Origin of the sequence: Paenibacillus sp. Aloe-11, assembly GCF_000245715.1 — a bacterium.
In the GTDB taxonomy this organism is placed as follows: Bacteria; Bacillota; Bacilli; order Paenibacillales; family Paenibacillaceae; genus Paenibacillus; species Paenibacillus kribbensis.
The window spans coordinates 40,734-63,535 of the sequence record NZ_JH601081.1 but is presented as its reverse complement, the minus strand read 5'-3'; the positions used below and the strand labels follow the sequence as shown (position 1 = coordinate 63,535).

General features: G+C 47.3%; 14 protein-coding genes. 9 read left to right on the top strand and 5 right to left on the bottom strand.

What is annotated here, in order from left to right; all coding sequences use genetic code 11:
- Positions 1–1,006, top strand: a 1,006-nt coding sequence (locus tag WG8_RS29205) for a glycosyltransferase 87 family protein (RefSeq protein WP_007432986.1), incomplete at its 5' end; no start/stop codon positions are given.
- A gap of 108 nt (positions 1,007–1,114) precedes the next feature.
- On the opposite strand, the gene WG8_RS24505 is transcribed toward WG8_RS29205, so the two are convergent.
- The 4 genes from WG8_RS24505 to WG8_RS24490 form a co-directional block, all read right to left on the bottom strand.
- A complete protein-coding gene (locus WG8_RS24505) occupies positions 1,115–1,819 on the bottom strand; it encodes a Crp/Fnr family transcriptional regulator (protein WP_043891403.1) in 705 nt (234 codons plus the stop codon).
- Positions 1,820–1,880: 61 nt separating this feature from the next.
- Positions 1,881–2,051 (bottom strand): rubredoxin, encoded by a 171-nt coding sequence (rd, locus tag WG8_RS24500; RefSeq protein WP_007432984.1) that lies wholly within the window; start codon positions 2,049–2,051, stop codon positions 1,881–1,883.
- Between the two features lie 2 nt (positions 2,052–2,053).
- Positions 2,054–3,247 carry an NAD(P)/FAD-dependent oxidoreductase gene (locus tag WG8_RS24495; protein ID WP_007432983.1) on the bottom strand — a complete coding sequence of 398 codons (1,194 nt, stop codon included), beginning with the start codon at positions 3,245–3,247 and terminating at the stop codon, positions 2,054–2,056.
- 36 nt (positions 3,248–3,283) lie between these two features.
- Positions 3,284–4,519, bottom strand: coding sequence for an FprA family A-type flavoprotein (locus WG8_RS24490; RefSeq protein WP_007432982.1), 1,236 nt, complete (start codon positions 4,517–4,519; stop codon positions 3,284–3,286).
- 262 nt (positions 4,520–4,781) lie between these two features.
- On the opposite strand from WG8_RS24490, the gene WG8_RS24485 reads away from it, so the two are divergent.
- A complete protein-coding gene (locus WG8_RS24485; protein ID WP_007432981.1) occupies positions 4,782–5,123 on the top strand; it encodes a cupin domain-containing protein in 342 nt (113 codons plus the stop codon).
- A gap of 116 nt (positions 5,124–5,239) precedes the next feature.
- Positions 5,240–6,013 carry a class I SAM-dependent methyltransferase gene (locus tag WG8_RS24480; RefSeq protein WP_007432980.1) on the top strand — a complete coding sequence of 258 codons (774 nt, stop codon included), beginning with the start codon at positions 5,240–5,242 and terminating at the stop codon, positions 6,011–6,013.
- A gap of 131 nt (positions 6,014–6,144) precedes the next feature.
- On the opposite strand, the gene WG8_RS24475 is transcribed toward WG8_RS24480, so the two are convergent.
- Positions 6,145–14,295: a leucine-rich repeat protein gene (locus WG8_RS24475; RefSeq protein WP_007432979.1), complete on the bottom strand. Its 8,151-nt coding sequence runs from the start codon at positions 14,293–14,295 to the stop codon at positions 6,145–6,147.
- Positions 14,296–14,605: 310 nt separating this feature from the next.
- On the opposite strand from WG8_RS24475, the gene WG8_RS24470 reads away from it, so the two are divergent.
- The 6 genes from WG8_RS24470 to WG8_RS24445 all read left to right on the top strand — a co-directional run bounded on the left by WG8_RS24470 (position 14,606) and on the right by WG8_RS24445 (position 22,750).
- Positions 14,606–16,237, top strand: a complete 1,632-nt coding sequence (locus WG8_RS24470) for a response regulator (protein ID WP_007432978.1) — start codon at positions 14,606–14,608, stop codon at positions 16,235–16,237.
- Positions 16,234–17,997, top strand: coding sequence for a sensor histidine kinase (locus WG8_RS24465; protein WP_007432977.1), 1,764 nt, complete (start codon positions 16,234–16,236; stop codon positions 17,995–17,997). Before WG8_RS24470 ends, WG8_RS24465 begins: the two co-directional genes overlap by 4 nt.
- A 244-nt stretch (positions 17,998–18,241) precedes the next feature.
- Positions 18,242–18,754, top strand: a complete 513-nt coding sequence (locus WG8_RS24460) for a hypothetical protein (RefSeq protein WP_007432976.1) — start codon at positions 18,242–18,244, stop codon at positions 18,752–18,754.
- Positions 18,755–18,964: 210 nt separating this feature from the next.
- On the top strand, positions 18,965–19,783 hold the full coding sequence (locus WG8_RS24455) for a hypothetical protein (protein WP_007432975.1): 819 nt from the start codon (positions 18,965–18,967) through the stop codon (positions 19,781–19,783).
- A 310-nt stretch (positions 19,784–20,093) separates the two neighbouring features.
- Positions 20,094–21,761 (top strand): ABC transporter substrate-binding protein, encoded by a 1,668-nt coding sequence (locus WG8_RS24450; RefSeq protein ID WP_007432974.1) that lies wholly within the window; start codon positions 20,094–20,096, stop codon positions 21,759–21,761.
- Between the two features lie 14 nt (positions 21,762–21,775).
- Positions 21,776–22,750, top strand: coding sequence for an ABC transporter permease (locus WG8_RS24445; RefSeq protein WP_007432973.1), 975 nt, complete (start codon positions 21,776–21,778; stop codon positions 22,748–22,750).
- Positions 22,751–22,802 lie beyond the last annotated feature (52 nt).

Here is a 22,802-nt window from a genome sequence, read left to right as displayed (position 1 = left end):
TATATTAGCCGATATCGTGACAGCGTACATGCTGTACCGGCTGGCAAGCAAACGGGTCGGCTATGCAATTAGCCTTGGGCTGGCTATATTCTATGTGTTTAACCCGGCTGTATTTATCAATTCGACCTTCTGGGGACAGGTAGATTCTTTCTTTACCATGCTGATTGTGGGCATGATTGTGCTGCTGGTGGAAAACCGGATCGGCTGGTCCACTGTGTTGTTTACGATAGCGGTATTGATGAAGCCGCAGGGGATTATTTATGGGCCGGTTCTGTTCTTCGAGCTGCTCAAACAGCGTAAAATACAGCCTTGGCTCTTGGCCGTCGGCGGAGCGGTTGTGACGACCATTCTGGTCATATTGCCTTTTTCGTGGGGGCAGGAGCCGTTATGGCTGCTTGATTTATACAAGGGAACGGTTGGCGAATATCCGTATGCTTCCGTGAACGCGTACAACTTCTTCGCACTGATCGGTGGCAATTATACGCAGGATACTACGACGTTGTTCCTGTTCAGCTACCATACATGGGGTATGATCTGCATTGTGCTGGTGACTTTGTTTACGTGGTGGATGTATATCCGCAGTCGGAAACCACAATTTGCCGCTGCAGCTGCACTGGTGCTAATTGCAGGTGTATTTACCTTCGCTTCCAGCATGCATGAACGATACTTATTCCCTGCCGCTGCGTTGGCGGTACTGGCGTATCTGTATTTGCGGGACCGAAGATTTTTGTGGCTTGCGGGTGGATTCAGTCTTACGATTTTCCTGAATACCTTCGATATTTTCTATAGCTCCAATACTCGGGATCAGTACGGTATCATATTGTGTGTGACCTCGTTGTTGAACGTGCTGCTGTTTGGGTATTTGGTCAAAGTCGTATGGGATTGCTCCAAATCCAACACGATTGAGGCTGCTCCTGCCAAGGACATGGCTCCGTCAGAGCTTCCTTCCGGGAAACCTGCATGGGGAGCGCCTGCTCAAGCCGTGAACACAACGATGGAAAAATAGCTGATAGCAAAATGTACAGAACAAAAGAAACCGCTCTTTGGCAAATGGAAAGTGGTCAAGTCGCCACAAGCCATACGCTCAAAGAAGCGGTTTTTTTATTGATAAGCCTCAATCTATATATTCGTTCAGTTTCTGGATATCGCAGATGGTAATCTCTCGTGTACCCTTAGTATGAATAATCCCCTGCTGTTCAAATTTTGCGAATTTGCGACTGATGGTTTCGCGTGTGACACCCACATAATTAGCCATTTCTTCGCGTGAAAGGGGGAGATTTATTTTAATGTAGGAGCCGTCCGGTTTGCCGTATTTATGCCCAAGCTCAAGAATCATATAGGCGATGCGGATTTCCGGGTCTTTGGTAGCCAGGCTTTGAGCCAGATTTTCGGTATGTGCCAAGCGTTTGGTAATGGTTTTGAGCAGCTTCAAAGAGATATCGGGATTGTTGCGGATCAACTGCTCCATATCATCCTTGGTGAGCATACAAATATCAGTATCTTTTAAGGCATACGCACTAAAGTTACTCAGCTCATCGCTGTTAAATATATTCAACTCGCCAAAAAAATCGCCAGTTGTCAGAATGTGCAGAATTTGTTCCTTGCCCTGAGGCGTCATCTTCAGAAGCTTGACATGCCCGCTTTTAATAATGTACAGCGTATCGGATGCTTGTTCCTCGATAATCAAGGGCTCGCCTTTCTGATATTTTCGGTGTCGGATCATGGAGCTGACCTTACACAAATCTTCGCAGGACAAAGAGGAAAAGATAGGCACTTTGCGGGCACAGGGCTCCTTTTCGCACTGGCAGGGGCAGGACATCTCATTCACATTCATTCACTCCATTCATAAACCGGAAACTAAAAAGTATAGCACATTCTTGTTATTCTGTATCATCTATTGGGGCAAAATGGCTTTGATCCTCACCGCAGACTGGACAAACCCAGTCTTCCGGAAGGTCCTCAAACGCTGTACCTGGCATAACGTCTTCATCAGGGTCGCCGATAGCAGGATCATAAATGTATCCACAGGGTTGACATACATATTTTTTCATCTTTAGTTCTCCTTGTCACCAAAAATTTTTGTAAGCTCTGGCGCGTCCGATTTGAGTCCCTGGATGATGGCTGTTTTATATGGAAGTGAAGCGAGAGCATCCCCAAAGCCGATCACACCGCAGATAGAGCCGTTTTGTATGAACATACGTGTATAAGAAACTTGATTTTCACGGGTCAGGCTGGTGTCACAGGCTTGTTCGTCTACCAGACCTATGGAAAACAAGGGGTATTCATAGCTGTTGGACAGGGTGACAGGGATGGGACGCTGGTAATCGACGGAAGCGCCCGCCATATTCGCGCCTGCTATTTTTCCTTGCTCTATGGCACTTTCCCATAATCCGTCCACTCTATTCTGAAATTCGGCTACATCACCTGCCGCATATATATTGGGGAAGCTGGTCTCCATTTGTGCATTCACCCGAATGCCGTGTCCAATATCAAGGCCGATTTGGCGTGCAAGCTCAGTATTGGGTACGATTCCGATAGAATATACGACATGCTCACAAGGAATGACAGAGCCGTCCTGCAGCTCTACACCTTCTACGTGATCTGTACCTGTAATACGCTTTACGCCTTGTCCAAGCCTTACCTCGGTGCCCTTTTCGGTAATCCGTTGGGTCAAGATAGCGGAGGCCTTCTCATCCAGCTGGCGGGGCATAAGCCGGTGCGAGGCTTCCAGAATGGTTACAGCATACCCGGCTTGCTGGAAGGACCAGGCGTTTTCTACCCCTTGAATCCCACCGCCGATGATACATATCCGGTCTCCCTGTCGCAATTCCGTTTTAAGCCTGTCTGCATCTTGTCGAAACCGGATATTGTGAACGTTTCTTAGAGAAGCTCCGTCCAGCAAAAGCTTGCGGTTGTGAGCTCCTGTACACAGCAGTAGCTTGTCATAAGCAACGGTTTGCCCGGTGGCTGTTTCGATGGTGCAGTCCTCTGCGTGTATCGCGGTGACCTTTATACCGGAATACACATGAATTCGTTGAGTGGCAAACCATTTTTCCTTTTTGATCAGGATTTTGTCGCTGTGCAGGTCAGTGAATAGTCCCTTGGAAAGCTTGACTCGGTTATACGGCAGGGATGCTTCTTCCCCGTAAATAGAAATTTCGGCCTGCTCATCATGATCCCTGATCGCTTTTGCCGCGTTAACGGCGGCAACGCTCCCTCCGATAATAACGTAATGTTGATTACCCATTCGGTATCTCTCCTATTCGCTATACGCTGTCTTTGTTCAAATGACGCTAAGCAGTAGATCTGAGACAAATTCAGCGGCGTTCTTAATTTTCTTCACTTTTTCATCTTCTGTAGGAGAAAAGCGAATGCGTACCGGGAATTCCACATGCGTCATACCGGTTGATTTGATTACCCCGGAAGTGCTTTGGACCTTCATATTGGTACCGTTCAAGTAATCCTGTACAACTTCAATGGCTTCTCCGCTCCAGCCGTAGGAACCAAAGGCAGCAGCCAGCTTGCCTTCCAGATTCATCTTTTGCATTTTTTGCAGCAGGTCTTCCAGCTTGCCCGTCATGTCAGCATATTTGGTAGAACTGCCGACGAAAACAGCATCCGCTGAGGCAATACTATTCAAAATCTCCGTTTCATCTGCCTTATCTACATCCCACAGCTCCACCTTGATTTGATTCTCCAAAAAGCAGTCTTTCAGGATGTTTGCCATTTTTTTAGTATTATTTTTTAAGGTGGCATAAACAATCGCTACTTTTCTATCATCCTTGGTTTCGGTGCTCATAGATGCGTACAAATCAATGAATTTGGCAATATCATGCCGGATCGCGAAGCCGTGGGAAGGGGCGATCATCTCAATATCCAGATCAGCAACCGCGTTGATTAATGTACGCACATATCTGCGATGCGGATGAATAATAGCTTGATAGTATCCGATAAAGTCCTCGGTGATATCAAAACCGGCCTCATCGGCAAATAGATGCTCCACAGCCACGTGTGTGCTGAAAATATCGCACGGGAACAAGATTTTATCTTCCACGCAATACGTAATCATGGTTTCTTCTGTATGGAGGTAAGGTGTTTCCTTGAACAGCAGTGTCTTGCCTCCAATATCGAGTTGATCCCCATCCTTGATGACGAGGAAGTTGCGATGCTGAAGCTTGTACATTTGTTGAATTTCCGGAACGGCAATCTCCGTGCAGACAATCGTAGCGTTTGTTGCCTTGGAAGCAAGCGCCGCCAATCCGCCGGAGTGATCCGGTTCCGTGTGGTTGACGATAATATATTGAATGTCCAGCGGATCGATCAATTCGGCTACAGCCTCTGCAAATTCTCTACCGAACGCCATATCTACAGTATCTACAATGGTTGGTTTCCCAGTTTTTAGCAGATATGCATTATATGTTGTACCCTTTGATAGTAAAAGACGATGAAAGGGAACCTCACGATTATCAATTTTTCCTACCCAATAAATATCCTTTGCCAGTTGGAATCCTGGTTTCATAGGAACAACCTCCTGCTCGTTTTTGTTTGTCTAGCACAATTCGATTCTAGTTGGATGTAACGATGAAAAAGTTGATTGAAATCAAATTTTTGAATATTTAAAAGTATTTTTGACTTAAATTTAGTTTAGTGATTGCAATCACAAGACGAGCGGAATATTTCAATACAATAAGGTCATATCGATTGAAAAGCCTGAGAGCAGCATGTCAGGCGTCTCAATCCATCACAAGCAAATCTACTTTCAAACAGGAGCGTGAACCAATATGAAAATATCAAACCTTACTCAATTTCAGGAATATAAAGAAGCTGCGTTTACAAAACGAATTGTGCATAAGGAAGCCGACAATGTAATTTTTATTCTCAACTTTACTCCTAATGCTGAGCTGCCAACACATAATCACCCAGGAGCGAATGTATATTTGCTTGTTCTTGAAGGCAACGGTACGGTAACTGTGAATGGTGAAGAAACGGCAGTTGTGCAAGGGGATATAATTCATCTTACAGGAGATGAGTACTTTTCCTATCGTGGTGGTGCAGAGGCGAATTCCAGCCTGCATGTGGTGTTGACCAAAACGCCAAGTGAAAGCTATGCGCAAAACATATAAAAGAGAGCACATCACCATCGCTATATAAAGCAAAAAATAAAAAAGGTTAAATTTTTTTACGCTTATATTGATAATGAATATCATTATCGAATTTTAAGAAGAGGTGTTGATGGCCGATGCAGACAGTAGATTACAAACAGGTGCCAGGGCACTGGATATTGGCAAGTCTCGGTAAGCGCGTGCTTAGGCCCGGAGGGTTAAAAACGACACGTTGGATGATAGAGGGACTTGACGTAACCGGACAGGATGAGGTTATTGAGTTTGCTCCCGGATTGGGCATAACTGCCCAAATCACACTGCGGCTTAATCCCCGCCGTTATATTGCGATTGAACAGAATGAGAAGGCGGCTTCTATCGTAAAAACGTATGCAAACGGAGCAAACCGGGAAGTGATTATTGCCGATGCTGAACAGGTTCCGTTGCCGGATGCCTCTGCGACGGTGGTATATGGGGAAGCCATGCTGACGATGCACCCAAGGGCCAAGAAAGCACAGATTATTTCGGAAGCCAGGCGGCTTTTGAAAACGGGCGGGAAGTATGCTATTCATGAGATGTGCTTAGCTTCAAATGATATTGAGCCTGAGCTCAGAAAGCAGATTTACAAGGATTTGGCTGTAGCCATGAGAGTTAATGCGACACCGTTAACGGTACTCGAATGGGAACAGCTGCTGAAAGAGGAAGGTTTTAAGGTCGTTAAAATCTATACGGTCCCCATGCACTTACTGCATCTGCCACGTATCATTCAGGATGAGGGCTGGTTGAGATTTGGCAAAATTGCCTTTAACCTTATGCGCAACCATGCTGCCCGGACAAGGGTTATGGGTATGCGCAAACAGTTTGTAAAGTATGCCGACCATCTGCAAGCGGTCAGTATCATCGCTGAGCGATAGCCTGAGTTCTGAACAAGAGAATAATAAAGCTTGTTACGCAAATAGCAAAAAAGGAGACGAAACCCCAACCAGGGATTCGTCTCCTTTTTGTAATTTACTGCTATGTCAGGCTAAATTTATTTTTGAAGATTTTAATTTTGGTTATAGATTCTATACAGGAATACAGCAGCCTCGGCACGAGTGGTTGGTGCTTTAGGGGCTATTTTGCCGTCTGATCCTGTAATGAGGCCTTCCTGAACCAGTGCGGCCAAGCTTGCAGCAGCATAACCAGCAATATCTGCACGATCACTGAAGGAATCCAGTGCAGCCGTCGAGGCTGTGGCAGCCAGCTTGTTTGCCTTTTGCAGGGCTTTGTCGGTCATGACCATCATATCCTGCCTGGATACAGGTGCATTCGGGTTAAATTTGTTGTCACCGGAGCCGCCTGCGATGCCAAGCTTTTTGGCAATGCCTGCTGCTTCGTAGTAGTAGCTTCCTTGCTTAACATCGGCAAAGTTGCTGTCGAAGCTTGTGGTCAGCCCCAGCGTTTTCACCAGCAGCGTCAGATATTCCGCCCGGGTGATTTTGGCCGCAGGCGAGAATTTATTTTCCGTCGTACCGTTGATGACGCCTTTGGAGGACAGGACTTCAATTTGCTTCTTGGCCCAAGCATGTTGGCCCAAATCCTGGAAGGATTTTTCCACATAGGCTACGGCATATTGGCTAAAATGATGCGTAGTAAAGCGAACGGCTCCAATGGATGCGTCATATTTTCCTGAGGTCACCGGAGTAGCGTGACCTGCTGCATCTACATACTGAATAACAATATGCTCTGTATTTTGCAGTTCTGCTGCTGTAGGCACATAAGGAATAGCCACGGTTACAGCCGCATTGTTGTTATTCCATGGCAATCGCTTGCCGTTGGCTTTGAGATTCAGCTCAATCACAGGACGAGTTCCGATATGAGATCGCGCTTGTGCATCCAGCTTGCTGTTGCTGCCTGAACTTAATTCCAGTGTAATATATTGCGCTCCTGCTGCTTCTGCAGTCCCGAGCATGTTGCCTGGGAGGGTAACGACTGCCATTCCCGTCTTAATTTGAATGGCGCGGGATGCATCCGCACTGGTTACAAAGCTTGTCGGTAGCGTCAGCTCATAGGAATTGGTCTGATTCGATTCCACGGTGACCTCTACCGTTTTCATTCCTTTGCCATCCGCTTGGGATGCAGCGAAGGCGTTGTTAAGGAAATCGGAATCCATTGTAATTGTCGCTAGTCCTGTGCTGTTGTTCAGCTTGGTAGTGAACGATTCAATGGGATTGCCCTTGGCATCCAGCACGCGGACAGACGAGGCTGTGCTCGGTGTTGCGGTTGTGGAACTTCCGCTGGCGCTGCTGCTACTGCCGCTACTACTACTGCTGCCATTGGAATTATTGCCATTGCTACCGCTGCTATTGCCGCTATCGTCGTCTTGGTCGTCCCCATCTTTGCTGCTTGTATCAGAAATCTGAATCATCAATACAGCATCGTTGCCTTTATCAAATTGCACGGTTAACGGGAGATTGCCCTTCGGTTGAGTTGCCAGATACTCTTTTTTGATCGTCAGAACATCGCCGTTAACAGTATAAGCCGTTGCTCCGATGGATGCTCCCGCTTGTTTGATATCGGTAATGGAGGAAGCATCGTTCCAAGTAATGGTCGTCTCTATATCCGTCTGCTTGCTGGCCTTTTTGTCAAAGCTGGCTGTTTTCGGATTGATACTCGCATTTACTTCTACAGGACTTTGGATGGCTCTGACCGTGAATACGGCCTTGTCTCCTAAGTCAAAGAGCAATTCAATGCTGACGGTATCGCCTTCTTTCAGGTTTAGGCCGGACAGGAAGCCTTTTTTCAACGTCATCGTATTTCCTTTTACGGTATAATCGTGGCCTTCGACCAGCGCATCCCTGTTATAGACCGCTTCTGTGACACTTCGGCTAGGGCCTTGATTCACGCCATAGACCACTTGGGTAACGCTATGGGCTTCGTTCCAGGTAATTTCCGTGGTCACATCTGTTGGATGGCCAAGGTCAAAGTTACGGGATGCTGGATTGATAGTAGCCGGGTTGGCCGAAATGATCACTTCACCCGATGCCAACACCTCGATTTGCCGGGCACCGGTTTTAATTACTCCGGTTTCATCCTTCGCATCTGCATAAACGATATACTTGCCGGCCTGTGGAGTTGCCCACTGATAGGTGTCGCCGGTTGAATAAGTATCAAGCGTTACTGTCTCCTGACTGTCTTCATTCAGTGCCCGGAAAGAGTAGGTTTTGTTGCCGATTCCACCGACAGCCTCCGCGCTCAGGGCGATAACGCCTTCTGCCGCTTCATGCTTGGCTCTTAACTGCACGGATAATGGCGTATACACCTTAAACGGAATGGAATTGCTCTCCGCGTATGTTTCAGCCTCTGAACCCGGCCAGCCGTAAATGGTAAGGTCTTGTGTATCGCCAAACACTCCCCAGCCAATGTCGGATACACCCTCACCCAAAATGACCGTTCTGAGGTTAGGAGAACCGGTAAAGGCAAACCCTCCAAGTGTAGTATTACTGTCCAAAATGGCGACTGACTTCAAATGATTGGAGAAAGCGAAGGCCCAGTCGTTAATTTTGGTCAGGTTACTTCCCAACACAAGTGTTTCGATGCCTGTATCAGAAAAGGCGAAGCTTCCGATTTCCGTCAAGCTGTCAGGCAGTTTCACGGATTTCAGATTGTTAGTTCTGTTAAAGGCAGAAGTACCAATGGTCAACAATCCCTCGGGGAATTGGATATCCGTAAGGAACTGTGCCTTTTGGAAAGCGTAATTACTGATATTTGTTACGGTCGCCGGAATTGCATACACAGAATCCGGTTTAGCCGCAGGATATAAAATCAGATTGGTTTTCGCTTTATCCAGCAGCACCCCATCTTCACTGGCATAAGAAGCATTGTCTGGATCGACATTAACGCTCTTAATCATCAGTGAGCTGGCAAAAGGATTACCGCCAATGGCGGTCACACCTTTCCCGATATTCACAATAGACAGTCGCTCGGAGTTGGACAGTACAAAGCTGCCCAGGGACTGTACTTGGTCCGGAATCGTGATTTCCACCAGACTGCTGTTGTATTGGAAGGCATAGTCACCAATTTTGGTGACGCTTTTGCCAAGATCGATGCTTGTCAGCTTGAAATTATAGGCGAATGCATACGCACCCAGCTCTTCGACTCCGTCACCCAGCTTCACTTTTTCTAGTTTGTCGGAGTGCATGAACGCCGCCTTCCCGATGGTTTTGACGCTGTCTGGAATCGTCAGGGAAAGCAAGCTAATGCTGGAATCAAAAGCATGATCTCCAATCGTTTGCAGGCCATCCGAAAGCGTGATGGAGCTCAAGTTGGCTGCAACATGGAAGGCATAATCCTCGATTTTGGTCACGGTGCCAGGAACCGTATAGGCATCCCGACCGTGCCCGGCGGGATAGCGGATCAAGGTCGTTTTGTCCTTGTTGAACAGCACCCCGTCCTGGCTTGAGAAAGCTGTATTGTCCGCAGACACTTCGATATTTTTTAAGCTTGAGCTTCCGGTGCTGTCAAATGCCAGCTGTCCCAGTTGAGTTACGCCCTTCCCGATGGAAACATTGGCTAGCTTCGCATTTTCGGCAAATGCAAAGTCCCCCAGGGTGGTTACACTGTCCGGGATGACAACGGATGAGATTTGCGTTTCTGCAAAGCCTCTTGCTCCAATGGTGAGCAGCCCGCTGTTCAGTTTGACGGTAGCGATCTGGGTTCCCCAGAAGGCTTCATCCCCGATGGAAGTGACAGAGCCTGGAATTTCGATGGACCCGATCGCCGAGGAAGTGAAGGCTCCACGGCCAATGGTGGTCAGGCCGTCTGGCAGCTTGATTTCTTTCAGGCTGGTTGTGAGGTAGAATGCATGATCGCCAATTTCCGTTACACTCTCCGGAATATTAATGGAAACGAGATTACGGGTTTCCCGGAACGCTCCTGCATTAATTCGGGTTAAACCATCCGGCAGGTGCAACGATTTGAGAGCTGTGTCACGGGCAAAGGCATTATCGCCGATTTCCTTTACTGTGCTCGGCAGCGTAATTTGTGCAAGCTTGGCGAGATCGGAAAAGCTGCTTTCCCCGATCACTTCCAGCCCCTCCGATAAAGTGATAATTTTAAGTTCCTTGGCATAGCTGAATGCTGCTCTGCCGATTTTTTTCACCGAGGCCGGAATTTTCACCGATAAAATATCCTCGCGGTAGGCAAATACCTCCTCACCGATTTCGGTCACACTATCGGGAATGACAATGTGACCGCCAGGGCCGTTGTAGCTCGTCAGAACTCCATTCACAATCGTGAAATCAGTGTTCGAGACTCCCTCTACCGTGATTCGGCTGGTGGCGGATTTTCCGGAGGCCGTCGCCGTAATTGTTGCCGTACCGGTTGCTTTTGCTTGTACCAATCCGTTCTGATCTACAGTGGCAACAGACTCATTAGAGCTTGTCCAGTTGATTGGGCCTGCAACTTCAGAGCTGGTAGTGGCTTTCAAGGGCTTGCTTGAGCCAACGGTCAGCTTTAACGCCGCACGGTTCAGCACGATGCCCTGGCTGCCGATGGGTGTGACCGTAACCTGGCTGGAAGCTGACTTGCCATTGGAGCTGGCTGTAATGGTTGCCGTGCCGACACTCACACCCGTAACAGCTCCCTCTGTATCGACGGTGGCCACCGCCGGATCAGAGCTTGTCCAGGTAATCGCTTTGTATGTGGCATTTACCGGCGTAATGGTTGCCTTCAAATCCTCGGTTGTACCGACGATTAAGGAGAGATCCTCCTTATCCAGTGCAATGCCTTCTGTTCCTACAGGCTCAAGAACAATACTTGCACTGCTATAGTTGAACGCATAGTCAAACATGTCTACGGAGATTTTGTCTGTAGGAAGGCCGTTTTTCGTCAGCTTGTCCTTCAGATCAGTGATATCCATAGTGACTGTATTGACAGAGGTTCCGTCCGGCAGCTTTTCATCAGCATCCTTGATAGCCACCAGATTGGACAATGCGCCGCCATTGCCTGTGGTTAATTGCAGCCCGCTGGTATAATGGTTATCCTTGATGGTCATCTTTAGATACGTTTTGTCATTTTCTTTATAAATGCTGTAATCAGCGAGCTTGGGGCCTGTTTTGTCATAGGCAAAATCAAAGGTCCAGGAATCGGTTCCCTGTCCGTTTGTACCTGCGACTACCCCGGAGATCTTAAAGGTATATATTCCTTCCGGTACCTCGTCATTATTTTGGTCCAGTCCGTCAAAGAAAGGCTGGTCGCCCAGAAGAGCCTCCGCCCAACTGATTGCACCAGAGCCTGGATAGTAGATGGATTTCGGGACGTGCGAATAATTGAACTCTTTGACCATGTTTCCGGCCTGGTCGGTAAGGGTATACTTCAAGCTTTCCGCATTCCGCAGCATGCCTGTTGAGATACCCACAATTTTTGAGCTGTTCCCCAAGCTGTTCGGGGAAATTGCGAATTTCTCGGGCATGACTCCCCAGTTCAGATCCAGGGCAATGGCAACCTGGTTTTGGCCCAGAAGATACTGCACACCGGGATACAAGTTATAAACTGTGCTGCCTAGCATAGAGTAGCCTTCCTTGCCATACTCCGTACCATCGAAAATACGAGGTTGTCCCCAATCCCCATAGAAGCCGACGAACGGAATGGAGAGGTTCACACCTTTTTCTGCATTCAGCATCACGAATCCGTCAATAAAGGTTCCGTTTTTAGTCGCTTGATCAAATTGTGCTTTGAGCGCATCCGACAATGTGATTTTCACAGTAACGCTCGCTGTACCATGTGCAGGTACAGTTACTTTACCGTTCGTTGCGCCGCCGTATTGTACCTGGATGCCCTTACCAGCATAGTCTGTAGACTTCTGCGCAAAGAGGCTCTTGCCATCCTTCGTCACTATTTTTTCCGATAGAGCCGCTGTATTCAGGTCATAGGTCAACGCCTCATCCGACATGCTGTGAATATCAAAGGTAAAGGAATAAGCTCCTGCTTTGTTGTAGCCCAGCTCGGCTTTGGGTCGTTCATTGTCCTTAACCGTTACATAAGCTCCTGTCGTGACTGCTCCGCTCACATCGGCCAAGCCTGCGCCCTGCTTACGTGGGGAGTAATATTGCTGATCCGCATCCTTGGCAGGGTGGGCGGTGTTCATCAGCAGGGTATGCACCAGCTTTTCCCGTTCAACCGCATCTGCAATATTCAATTTGTTGGTGACATATTGTTTTACTATAGCCTCGGCTCCGGCGATATGAGGAGAAGCCATAGATGTACCACTCATCGTCTCATATTGATTGCCGGGAACGGTAGAGTAGATATTTTCTCCGGGTGCAGTGATTTCCGGTTTCAGCTTCAAATCCGGTGACACGCCCCATGAAGAAAACTCCGACATCTTGTATCCATCTGGATTAGGCGCATTTGTTCTAAATTTTTCGTCCACCGTCAGCTTTTTATTAGCCAGGTTCAGCAGGAATTCTCCGTCTTCCTTTGTAATGGAAACGGCTGGAATGTAATAGGAGCTGATATCCATGTTGGCTTTGCCTGTTTCATTGTCGAAAATAACAGCTGCTACCGCGCCAGCCCCATAGGCAGCGCCGACCTTTTCCTGGAAGCTTATTTGGCCGCCACGGGATATCAAGGCGATTTTTCCTTTTAAATCGCCTGCCTTCTGGATATCCTCCGTGCTTCCGTAACCAGCGTATACATAGTCGTATGTACGGTTTAACGCCTGTATTTTGGGATCAGCGGCACTGGAGGTATCGTTGAAAATAATTTTTCGATCGCCTGCGAGAATATAAGGGGCGTCCGAAATACCGCTATTCACCATACTTGCCACGGATAAGGCAGCTTCATAGGTGGAAGGAGCGGCTATGATGGAGCTGTCGGGCTCATTGGCAAACGGGAGATTGGAGCCGGACTGGTTTTGATAAGCGGAGCTGAAGCTGTTGCCGGCAGCCACCACCAGGTTGATCCCGGCATTTTCAATTCTGCTGTACATGGCATCCTTGCTTGCTTCTCCAGCTGTAGAAAAGCCCGCATTGGAGCCAAGGCTCATATTGATAACATCTGCTCCCATTTTGACTGAATCGTCCAATGCAGCAATGATATCAGCATCATTGGTATACCCGTTGATGTCATCAAACACCTTCATGATCATCAACTGGGCATCAGGTGCAATCCCTTTTAATTTATCGCCACTCGCAGCTATAGTGCCTGCCACATGAGTACCGTGGGCATTGTCAGAACTGGCTGAGGGAATAACATTGGTGTCTTTGTCAGCATAGTCATAGGCGTAAGGCACCTTGTCATCCATGTAGACATCATCTACCTTCACTTCGCCAGCAGACATATCCGTACTGTTTAGGATGTCACTAACCTTTTGGCGGCTATGTTTTAGGGTCAATGAGGGAGGCATATGCGTAGAAAAGGCTTCATGCTTCCAATCCAGACCGGTGTCGATAACAGCCACCGTCATCCCCTTTCCTGTATAGCCGGCCGCAGCTGCCGCTGGAGTACCGATCATTCCCGAGCTGTTCGCCATGAGAGGCTCCATGGACTGCTTGGGCACGACCTTTTCGTAGGTGCTGGCTACCCAGGCGTTTTTAACACCAGGCAATTGTCGAATCTCCTTCAACTGCTGGTAGTCTACCTTTAGCGAAATCGCATTCATAACCATGTAATAATCGTAGATGACTTCTAATTTGGGGGCGGTCATCTTGCTTAATCCAAAAGTTTTTAAGGAAGATGAATCTTTTGTGGAGAGCGCACGAATCTGGCTTTTTAACGATTCGTGCTGGGCTGTGAGGGTACGCTCACTGCTTTGCAGAGCATTCAGTCGATTACTGAAAGCTTTGGCGGAAGCACTGGAGATAAGCGGGGCTCCTTGTAATTCCACAATTACGGTTACTTTACCCGAGGGCTCGTAGGTGGCTTGTGTTACGTTGGCTTCTCCTGATGCTTCATAGGTTGCCTCTGCAACTGATTTTCTGGCGATTCCGCTGTGCTTTAAGGCTCCTGTTTCCAGCTTTTCCTTAAAGGAAGGCTCGCCTGAGCTGGAAGCTGCTACTGCATCCGCTTTCTGTTTTGCGGTATCCAGTGAAAGCATAGTGTTGTTCTCATCTGTCGCTGAAGCCGCAAATCCTGATCCTGCAGCAAGCAGGGTGTTGCTTATGAGTAAGACGATAAGAAAGCCTGCAATCCATTTATTTTTCCAAACCTTCAACAATCTCGTTCCCTCCTAAAAATAGATTAGTATAGTAAAAAGAGATCCAGCAGGACCCACTGATGTGCATCACCATTCACCCCTAAATGATAATGATTATCGTTATCAATATACTTAAAAATAATAGAAGGAGTCAATACAGTAGTTTTAAAAATTTTCACTAAACAGAGGTTGATCGTGTTGTGGAGGCCTGGAGGCAGGTGTTTCTTAAGAGGTTATTGAAGTTTATGTTTCCACATTACCATATTACTAGAGACATTTGGAATAGTTAACCAAAATAAAATGATGATATATCGAAAGGAGGAAGCAGGTTATGAAGCTGCATCGAGCCATCGTGGTGGATGATGAGATATTCACCCGCAAAGGGCTGCTTCAAATTATGGACTGGGAAGCCTGTGGCTTTGAAATCGTGGGAGAAGCTGATAACGGTGAGGATGCGCTGGAGCTAATCGAAAATATCCACCCGGACCTGGTTATTACCGACATTCGTATGCCTGTGCTGGACGGATTAGAGCTGATTCACACTGTACTCGAACGGAGTACAGAACACCCTGCGTTTATTATCTTGACTGGCTACAGTGATTTTGCTTATGCGCAGCAGGCGCTTCGCTATGGAGTTCATGATTTTATGCTCAAGCCGATAGATGAGGGTGATTTCTCGGCTACGCTGCGCAGACTGGGTGAAAGGCTGCATCGTGAGCGGCAGAATGCACAGCTATATCAAAACCACCGCACAGGCGGGCTGTTAGAAACATTGATGATGAACAACGTGGATGATCGCGTGGTGACCCGTTGGGAAGAGCAGCTACGGCTTGGAGAAGCGGCACATATGTACTATGTACTCGTCGAGCTGAATGATCAACATCCATGGCGTCCCGGTGACGATGGCGTCCTGTTGTCGCTTTTCCAATTCAGGGAGCTAATAGAGCAGGCGCTTCATCGTTTAATGGGCAGCAAGCACCCACTCTATGTCCATGAGCATCGTAACCGGATTGGACTCATTGTGCCAGACTTCTTTTTGAAGTGCTTTGAAGCCAGAGTGGAGGTGTTTATGAAAGCGCTACAACAGGAAATAGAGGGGATGAAGTCACTGAAAGATCAAGTGGCCAGCCGGGTCTTTATTTACGCAGGAAGTCCTGTGAACCGGCTGCAGGATATTCATCAGTCCTATGCCTGTGCGAAGGAAGCAGTGCTCCATAAATATATTCATAACCCTAGCGGTATGGTGGTATATGAGGAGGGAGGAATGCCTTCACTCCACTACAGGACCATTCATCAGGACGTACTGAATTGCTTGACGGAGCAAGTCGAGGAACTGCGGCTGAAAGAGCTGCGTGTGACCGTGGAGCATCTATTCAGCAGCTTTCGGGAGGAGTGTTATGCCCCTGAGGCTATGAAAATGAGTCTGCATCAATGCGTGCTCAGTATTGTACGAGTGATTCAAAACATGCAGGGAAATGAGCATTTACTTCAGTCACTGGAACCGATGATGAACTGGCAGGATATGAACCTGTCACTGGGTGAACTACAGCGGCTGTTTACGGCATTTGCCGAGGAAAGTGGAACATATATTGGCGTTCTGCGCAAGGAGCGTCAGCAGGGAGGCATCCAGCACATCCGTGCCTACATTGAGCAGCATGCCGCTGAGAATATCAGCCTTAAGAGTATTGCAGCCCGCTTTTACATGAATCCGGTTTATCTCGGCCAACTATTCAGAAAAACGTACGGCGTGTACTTTAACGAATTTCTGCTGAAGCTGCGTATTCAGGAAGCGAAGCGGCTGCTGCGACAGACGGATTTGCGCATTTATGAAATTGCCGAGCGCGTGGGCTTTGGCAGTTCCGACTATTTTGTTACCCAGTTTGAAAAGAGGGTGCATGCCACGCCAAGCAAATACCGCAACAGCCTGAACGCTGGAGACGGGCCAGAGAGGGCCAGCGAATGAAGCAGCTGCGTACAACATTGGATCATGTCCGGCTGCGGGATAAAATGCTGCTGCTTTATTTCCTCTGTGTGTTTGCGCCCGTCGTGCTGACCAATCTGGTTTTTTACCACGTCACCTCGCAAAATGTAAGGGAGCAGCGTATGCAGGATATTTCCCGTGCGCTGGAGCAGATCAAAGTTGAATTTTATCGTGAGTTTGAGGATGCGATGGAAATCTCGTCTATCTTTTATACCGATCATCAGCTTAATGAGCTGTTGGAGCAAACGTATCCCCACCCTGCTGATTATATTGCCGCCTATGATTCTTATTTACGTCGTATGCTGAACAATACTTACAGTCCTGTATACCATTCTGTGGGTGGAATTACGATCTACACAGATAATCCGACGCTGTTGAATTCCGGGGGAATCAGCTTTATAGATGAGCGGGTCAAAAGCTTGCCCTGGTATGGCAAAATCCCGCCCGGACGGCAGTCCAAGCCTATATTTGTACGCACTGACGACGGTACGGGTGAACAACTGTATCCCTTTAGCCTGATTCGGCGGATGAATTATTTTTATTCCCAAAATGGGCGCGAGAAAATACTGAAAATAGAGCTGCGGATGTCCTCCATCCGAGATATTTTCCATAATCTGAATTTGCAGGGCAGTCTCTTTCTGCTCAACGAACGGGGAGACATCGAATATACAACCGATCCCAAGATTGATATACATCATGGGGGTGTGACCTATAGCACCCTCCAGCTGCCTGAGAACACCACAGAGTTCAAGACCCATTATGTGCTGACGAGTAATCTCAATGGCTGGAGCATTGTGGCTGCGGTATCGGGAGATGAAGTGCTGTATGGAATGCAGGAATCCCGCAATTTCGTGCTGCTGTTAACCTGTATGAATATGCTGCTGCCTACCTTGATCATCGTCTGGATTACACGTTCGCTGAACATGCGAATTCATCGTATTCTGAGGTATATGAAAAAGGTGAAAAATCAGCGTTTTGAACTGATCCCCGGCACAGAATCGCGCGATGAAATCGGGCAGCTAACAGGCGAATTCAATCGGATGACGCTTAAAATAAAGCGACTGATTAACGATGTATATGTAGCGGATATCCAGCGAAAAAATATGGAGATTCAGCGCAGACATGCCCAGCTTAATGCACTTCACAGCCAGATTAACCCGCATTTTCTGTTCAATGCATTGGAGACGATTCGTATGCGGAGTCTGATGAAGCATGAGGACGAGACCGCTCACATTATTCATAACATGGCGCGGATTTTCCGCAATTCGCTGGTGTGGAACAAGGATCGAGTCACATTGCGGGAAGAGCTGGAGCTGATCCGTTGTTTTCTGGAAATCCAGCAATACCGCTTTGGTGAGCGGATAAGGTACGAAGTGCAGGCGCAACCCGAAGACCTGGACTATCTGCTTCCCAAAATGGTTGTGCTGACGCTGGTTGAAAATGCAAGCATTCACGGCATTGAGCCGCTAAAGCACGGAGGGCGGATTGAGATTCATTTTGAGCATCAGGAGGAGCGGCTGCTGCTAACGGTTCGCGATAATGGAGTCGGCATGTCTATGGAGCAGGTACAACGGCTGTACAGCTACATGCAAAGACAGGAGGAAATGGGCGAGCGTATCGGCTTGCAGAATGTCATATACCGTCTGAAGCTTTATTACGGAAGCCGCTTTGAGCTTGCTATTCGCAGCGCACCCGGTGAGGGAACGGAGATTCGTATTATGATTCCCGCGGACCAGGAGTGAGCGACTGAAGTGGCAAGAAAAGCCAAAATTCGTAGCAATCCACACACAAAGTTGCCTAAATATGTATACAACTTTTTTGGGAATTCCATGTAAATATTGATATGTAAGTCTATTTTATTCGATAGGAGGGAACAACATGAAAAAACATTAGCTGTAATATTGTTACTTCTTTTGTTGGAAATGTACAACCTATGGAATCTATTGGTACAATCAGTAGAAGTATAATTCAAAGGAGGAATAATCTATGAAAAAGAATAAATTATTTTTGGTATCAGCCTTATCTATTAGTTTGCTAGGGGCAGTTGCCATACCAAGTGCGATTTTTGCAAGTTCAGATGTAAATGATTCTGCGAATGCATCCACTACTGCGACCCAAGATGCTGGTACAACAGCTACTGGTGACCATGTAGTAACTCCTCAAGTAATCGGAAATTCTTTCGGCAGCAGAGTACAAGGAGGTGCAACTGTCCAAAGTTCCTTTGAGGTTCCTAAAGGATATGGGCATGTTAAACTTACTCTGAAAAATAATTCCAGTTATCCAGTCAAGGTGAGTTTAACGCACAATGATTCAGGTAAAGTATATATCGATGGATCTACAACAATCTCACCTCGCAGTTCAATTACTTGGAAAAGTACTAATAAAGGTTTCACAGATGGTTTGCGTTCGGGAAGCTACACCCTTCAATTCCGTGGTGGCAATTATGACGTTGATGCGGAATTCGATGGAGTTGCCGGTTCGCGGCCTGGAGATCTCTAATAGCTTCGGAATTAATTTTAGGAGATAAGGACAATGGCTACTGCCACTGCAACATGTACTTATACTGTTAAGTAAAAGCGACAAGCGGAGCAAAAAGGAAAGCTTCAGGCCTCTTCATCCGGTCTGAAGCTTACTTCTGTGTCAAAAGTATATAATATACGGAATTTTTGGCGTAATTCGGATTGATGTAATGCAAAGGATGAATAATCTATGAACAAGAACAAATTATTTCTTGCATCAGCCTTATCTATTAGTTTGCTGGGAGCTGTTGCAGTGCCGAGTGGGATCTTTGCAAGTTCAGATGTAAATAAATCAAGAGATGTTTTTAATGACACGTTCGACAGAAAGGACCCAGTATCACGCTTCGAATTAGTTCCTGGATACGGGCATCTTAAAATTTTTGTGAAAAACAGAGGTAATTCAACCATTACTTTTAGTCTGGTGCATAAAGATAGTGGAAAATTATATATTACTAAGACTGTGGGTGCTGGTAAAGAATTATCCTGGAATAGCTTAGATTCTTTTTCACAAGGGCTGCGCTCAGGAAATTATGAGATGCAATGGAGAGCTGGCGGCAACATTGTGAATGTCACAGCATGGGGCGTGTCAGGAACTGATTCTGCGAATACCTCCACTATGGTGACCCAAAATGCTGGTACAACAACTACGGATGACCGTGTCATAACTCCTCAGAAGATGGGAAATTCTTTTAACTTCACTATAGGGGGAAGTGCAACTGCATCAGGTAGCTTCGAGGTTCCTAAGGGTTTTGGATATGTCAAGCTTCGCATCAGGAACTATGCTAATGCCCCAGTTGATTTTACTGTAGAGCACAACGATTCTGGTAAAGTGTATGTTGACGGTCAGACGGTCAGAAAAAACAGTGAAACGGTTTGGAGAAGTAATGATGTAGGAATTTCGGACGGTATGCGTTCTGGACGATATACAATCCAGTTCCGCGGTGGTTCAAACAAAGTTAATGTGGAAATATGGGGCGTAGCTAGTTCCCTGCCTTCGTACACAAAATAATAGCTGAACAAAAAAAAGAAGGTCTGGACCTTCTTTTTTTTGTTTCTCAAGGCCGGACAGAACCAACCTATAATAATTTTTTGATCTGAGATATTCGGCCTTGTGACACGCCAAGCTATTCGGCATATTTGCTCTGCTTGGCTTCTGGATGTTCAAGTATTAGTTTCCGTAAATGATCCACCTTTAGTTTCCTAAGCAAAACCTTTAGATTGTCAGGTGATCGAAATTCATGGCATTTTATAAAATGAAAGTGCTTACAATTTGGTATCCACAATTAACCAACAAAGAGGCCGAAAGGGGATTGTCTGACATGGCAAGCAAAAGATTCGGAATGTTGGGTCTGGTATTCATCATGATGGTATCTATGATCACTGCCTGCTCGGGAAGTGCAGGCAAGGAGGCTGCGTCGGGAGATAGCAAGGAGAAGGTAACGTTCACGTATTTTAATGCCAACGCGGGCAAGGACATCAATACGAATGAGACGCGGATCGGCAAAATTCTGGAGGATCAGACGGGCGTAAACTGGAAGCTGGAGCATTTGGTGGGGGATGCCAACACGAAGATCGGTACGTTTATTGCCAGTAACGATTATCCGGACGCCATTGTGCCTGAGGGCACGATTGATAAGCTACTGGATGCCGGGGCTTTTATTCCCCTGAATGATTTGATCGATAAATATGGACCGAATATCAAGCGCGTATATGGACCGTATTACAACTTGATGAAGGCGGAGGACGGGAATATTTATTTTTTGCCGCTCAGCGCGGTGGTAGGTGATTATTTGCCTGCGCCTAACGTGGAGCAGGGAGCCTTTTGGGTGCAGCGCAGGGTGTTGAAGGAAGCAGGGTACCCAAAAATCAAAACGTTCGACGAGTATTTGGCTCTGATTCGCAATTACGCGAAAAAGCATGCAGACGAAGGCTTGACCGGGTACTTGTCGTTAACCACGCAGGATAAGTTCTTTGCTTTTACGAACGCACCCATGCACCTGGCAGGCTATCCGAACGATGGCGGCACAATCATTGATATGAAATCGCATCAGGCCACGGATTATGGGGATGAGGAAATCACGAAACGGTATCTGAAGGCGCTAAATCAGCTCAATGCGGAGGGCCTGTTTGATAAATCATCCTTTGTGGACAATTACGACCAATACTTAGCGAAGCTGACCTCGGGCAAGGTACTGGGCTTTTTTGACTACCGCTGGCAGGTAGGGCAGGCGTTGAATAATCTTCAGGAAGCCTCCAAGCAGTCGGGGAATGATGATTTGGAATATGTGGGATTGCCCGTTGTATACGATCAAAACATTAAAGATCAGTACCTTGATCCTCCATCATTCATTAATAACCGGGGCATTGGAATCACGGTCAGCGCCAAGGACCCGGTGCGTATGATCAAGTTTTTTGACAACCTGCTGACAGACGAGAATCAGGTGTTATCCCACTGGGGAGTTAAGGGCGAAACCTATGATATAGATGAGAAAGGGCGCATGTACCGAACGAAGGAGCAAATCAGGCAGACAACGCTGGATGCGTTCCGCGAGTCCTTCGGGTTCAAATATTTTGAATATAATTGGCCGCGATACGGCAACGGCTCCTCCCTGCCTGACGGCAACTCGGTCAGTCCGGGGCGGCAGCCTGAGGTTGCGCGTATGTCCTACACTGAAGGAGATCAAAAGCTGCTAAAAGTCTATGGTGTAGAGTCCTTTTCGCAAATGTTTTCCGCCCCTGACAAGCGCCCATGGTATCCGGCCTGGAGTATCCCGATTGCTCAAGGCTCACCTGCACAGCTCTTCCAGCAAAAGAAGGGCGACCTGCAGCGCAAATATTTCCCGCGTTTGGTGCTGTCCGCACCGGAGCAGTTTGACGCGATTTGGAATGAATACACGACTGAATTCAACAAGCTGGATGTGAAGGCATATGAGGAACTGATCACGAAGGAGGTTACAAAAAAAGTAGATATTGCCGATAAAAAGTAAAGGAGGAAGCATCTATGGGCCGTACGACAGTTGCCACGACCTCCCCGGACCCTTTGCCATCCTCACGGCTAACCGGCTTTAGGGGATTTATGCACAGACTGAATCAGCAGCGGGCACTGGTATGGATGTCCGTTCCTTTTTTAATCTGGCTATTTATCTTCAAGTATTTACCCATCTGGGGCTGGACGATTGCCTTTCAGGATTTTAAGCCTGCCCGCAAGCTGATTGATCAGCAATGGGTCGGGTTGAAGCATTTCCGTTTTCTGTTTCAGGATGAACATTTTTTGCGGGTGATGCGCAATACGCTGGCGATGAGCTTCATTAACCTTGTGCTGGGCTTCGTTACCGCTATAACATTGGCGATTTTGCTGAATGAGCTTCGTCAGATTGTGTTCAAGCGAGTGGTGCAGACGATCAGCTACTTGCCACATTTTATTTCGTGGGTGGTGGCGGCCAGCATTATCAGTACAGCGCTGTCGGCGGACGGCGGCATTGTCAATGAGGTGCTGATGTGGCTGGGACTGATCAAGGAGCCTATCCTGTGGCTGGGAGAGGGAAGCTATTTTTGGGGCATTCTCGGTGCATCGGAGGTATGGAAAAATGTCGGCTGGAACACCATTATTTATTTGGCCGCGATGACGATGATTGACCCCTCACAGTATGAGGCGGCTGAGATCGACGGAGCAGGGCGTTTTCAGCGGATTTGGCATGTGACATTGCCGGGATTAAAGCCCGTATTCATCATTCTGCTCATTATGAACATTGGCAATCTGCTGGAATCCGGCTTTGAGCCGCAATATTTATTGGGTAACGGCATGAACGTCGACTATTCGGAAAATCTGGATATCTTCGTCCTGAAATATGGTATCCAGATGGGCAACTTCTCGCTTTCCATTGCTGCCGGGATGTTTAAAACAGTAGTCAGCTTTATTTTACTGTTTAGCGCCAATCATATTGCGAAGCGGTTAGGGGAGGAGAGATTGTTCTAGAAAAGAGTGAGTTACGGGGGGGAGAAGGTCGCTTCGCGTGCAGATTGTTCTT

Bases quoted from the DNA above. Each gene is read 5' to 3' on its own strand.
- WG8_RS24480 (WP_007432980.1), top strand. From the start codon at position 5,240: ATGCAGACAGTAGATTACAAACAGGTGCCAGGGCACTGGATATTGGCA.
- WG8_RS24460 (WP_007432976.1), top strand. From the start codon at position 18,242: ATGAAAAAGAATAAATTATTTTTGGTATCAGCCTTATCTATTAGTTTG.
- rd (WP_007432984.1), bottom strand. From the start codon at position 2,051: ATGAAAAAATATGTATGTCAACCCTGTGGATACATTTATGATCCTGCT.
- WG8_RS24495 (WP_007432983.1), bottom strand. From the start codon at position 3,247: ATGGGTAATCAACATTACGTTATTATCGGAGGGAGCGTTGCCGCCGTT.
- WG8_RS24455 (WP_007432975.1), top strand. From the start codon at position 18,965: ATGAACAAGAACAAATTATTTCTTGCATCAGCCTTATCTATTAGTTTG.
- WG8_RS24485 (WP_007432981.1), top strand. From the start codon at position 4,782: ATGAAAATATCAAACCTTACTCAATTTCAGGAATATAAAGAAGCTGCG.
- WG8_RS24490 (WP_007432982.1), bottom strand. From the start codon at position 4,519: ATGAAACCAGGATTCCAACTGGCAAAGGATATTTATTGGGTAGGAAAA.
- WG8_RS24465 (WP_007432977.1), top strand. From the start codon at position 16,234: ATGAAGCAGCTGCGTACAACATTGGATCATGTCCGGCTGCGGGATAAA.
- WG8_RS24450 (WP_007432974.1), top strand. From the start codon at position 20,094: ATGGCAAGCAAAAGATTCGGAATGTTGGGTCTGGTATTCATCATGATG.
- WG8_RS24505 (WP_043891403.1), bottom strand. From the start codon at position 1,819: ATGTCCTGCCCCTGCCAGTGCGAAAAGGAGCCCTGTGCCCGCAAAGTG.
- WG8_RS24445 (WP_007432973.1), top strand. From the start codon at position 21,776: ATGGGCCGTACGACAGTTGCCACGACCTCCCCGGACCCTTTGCCATCC.
- WG8_RS24470 (WP_007432978.1), top strand. From the start codon at position 14,606: ATGAAGCTGCATCGAGCCATCGTGGTGGATGATGAGATATTCACCCGC.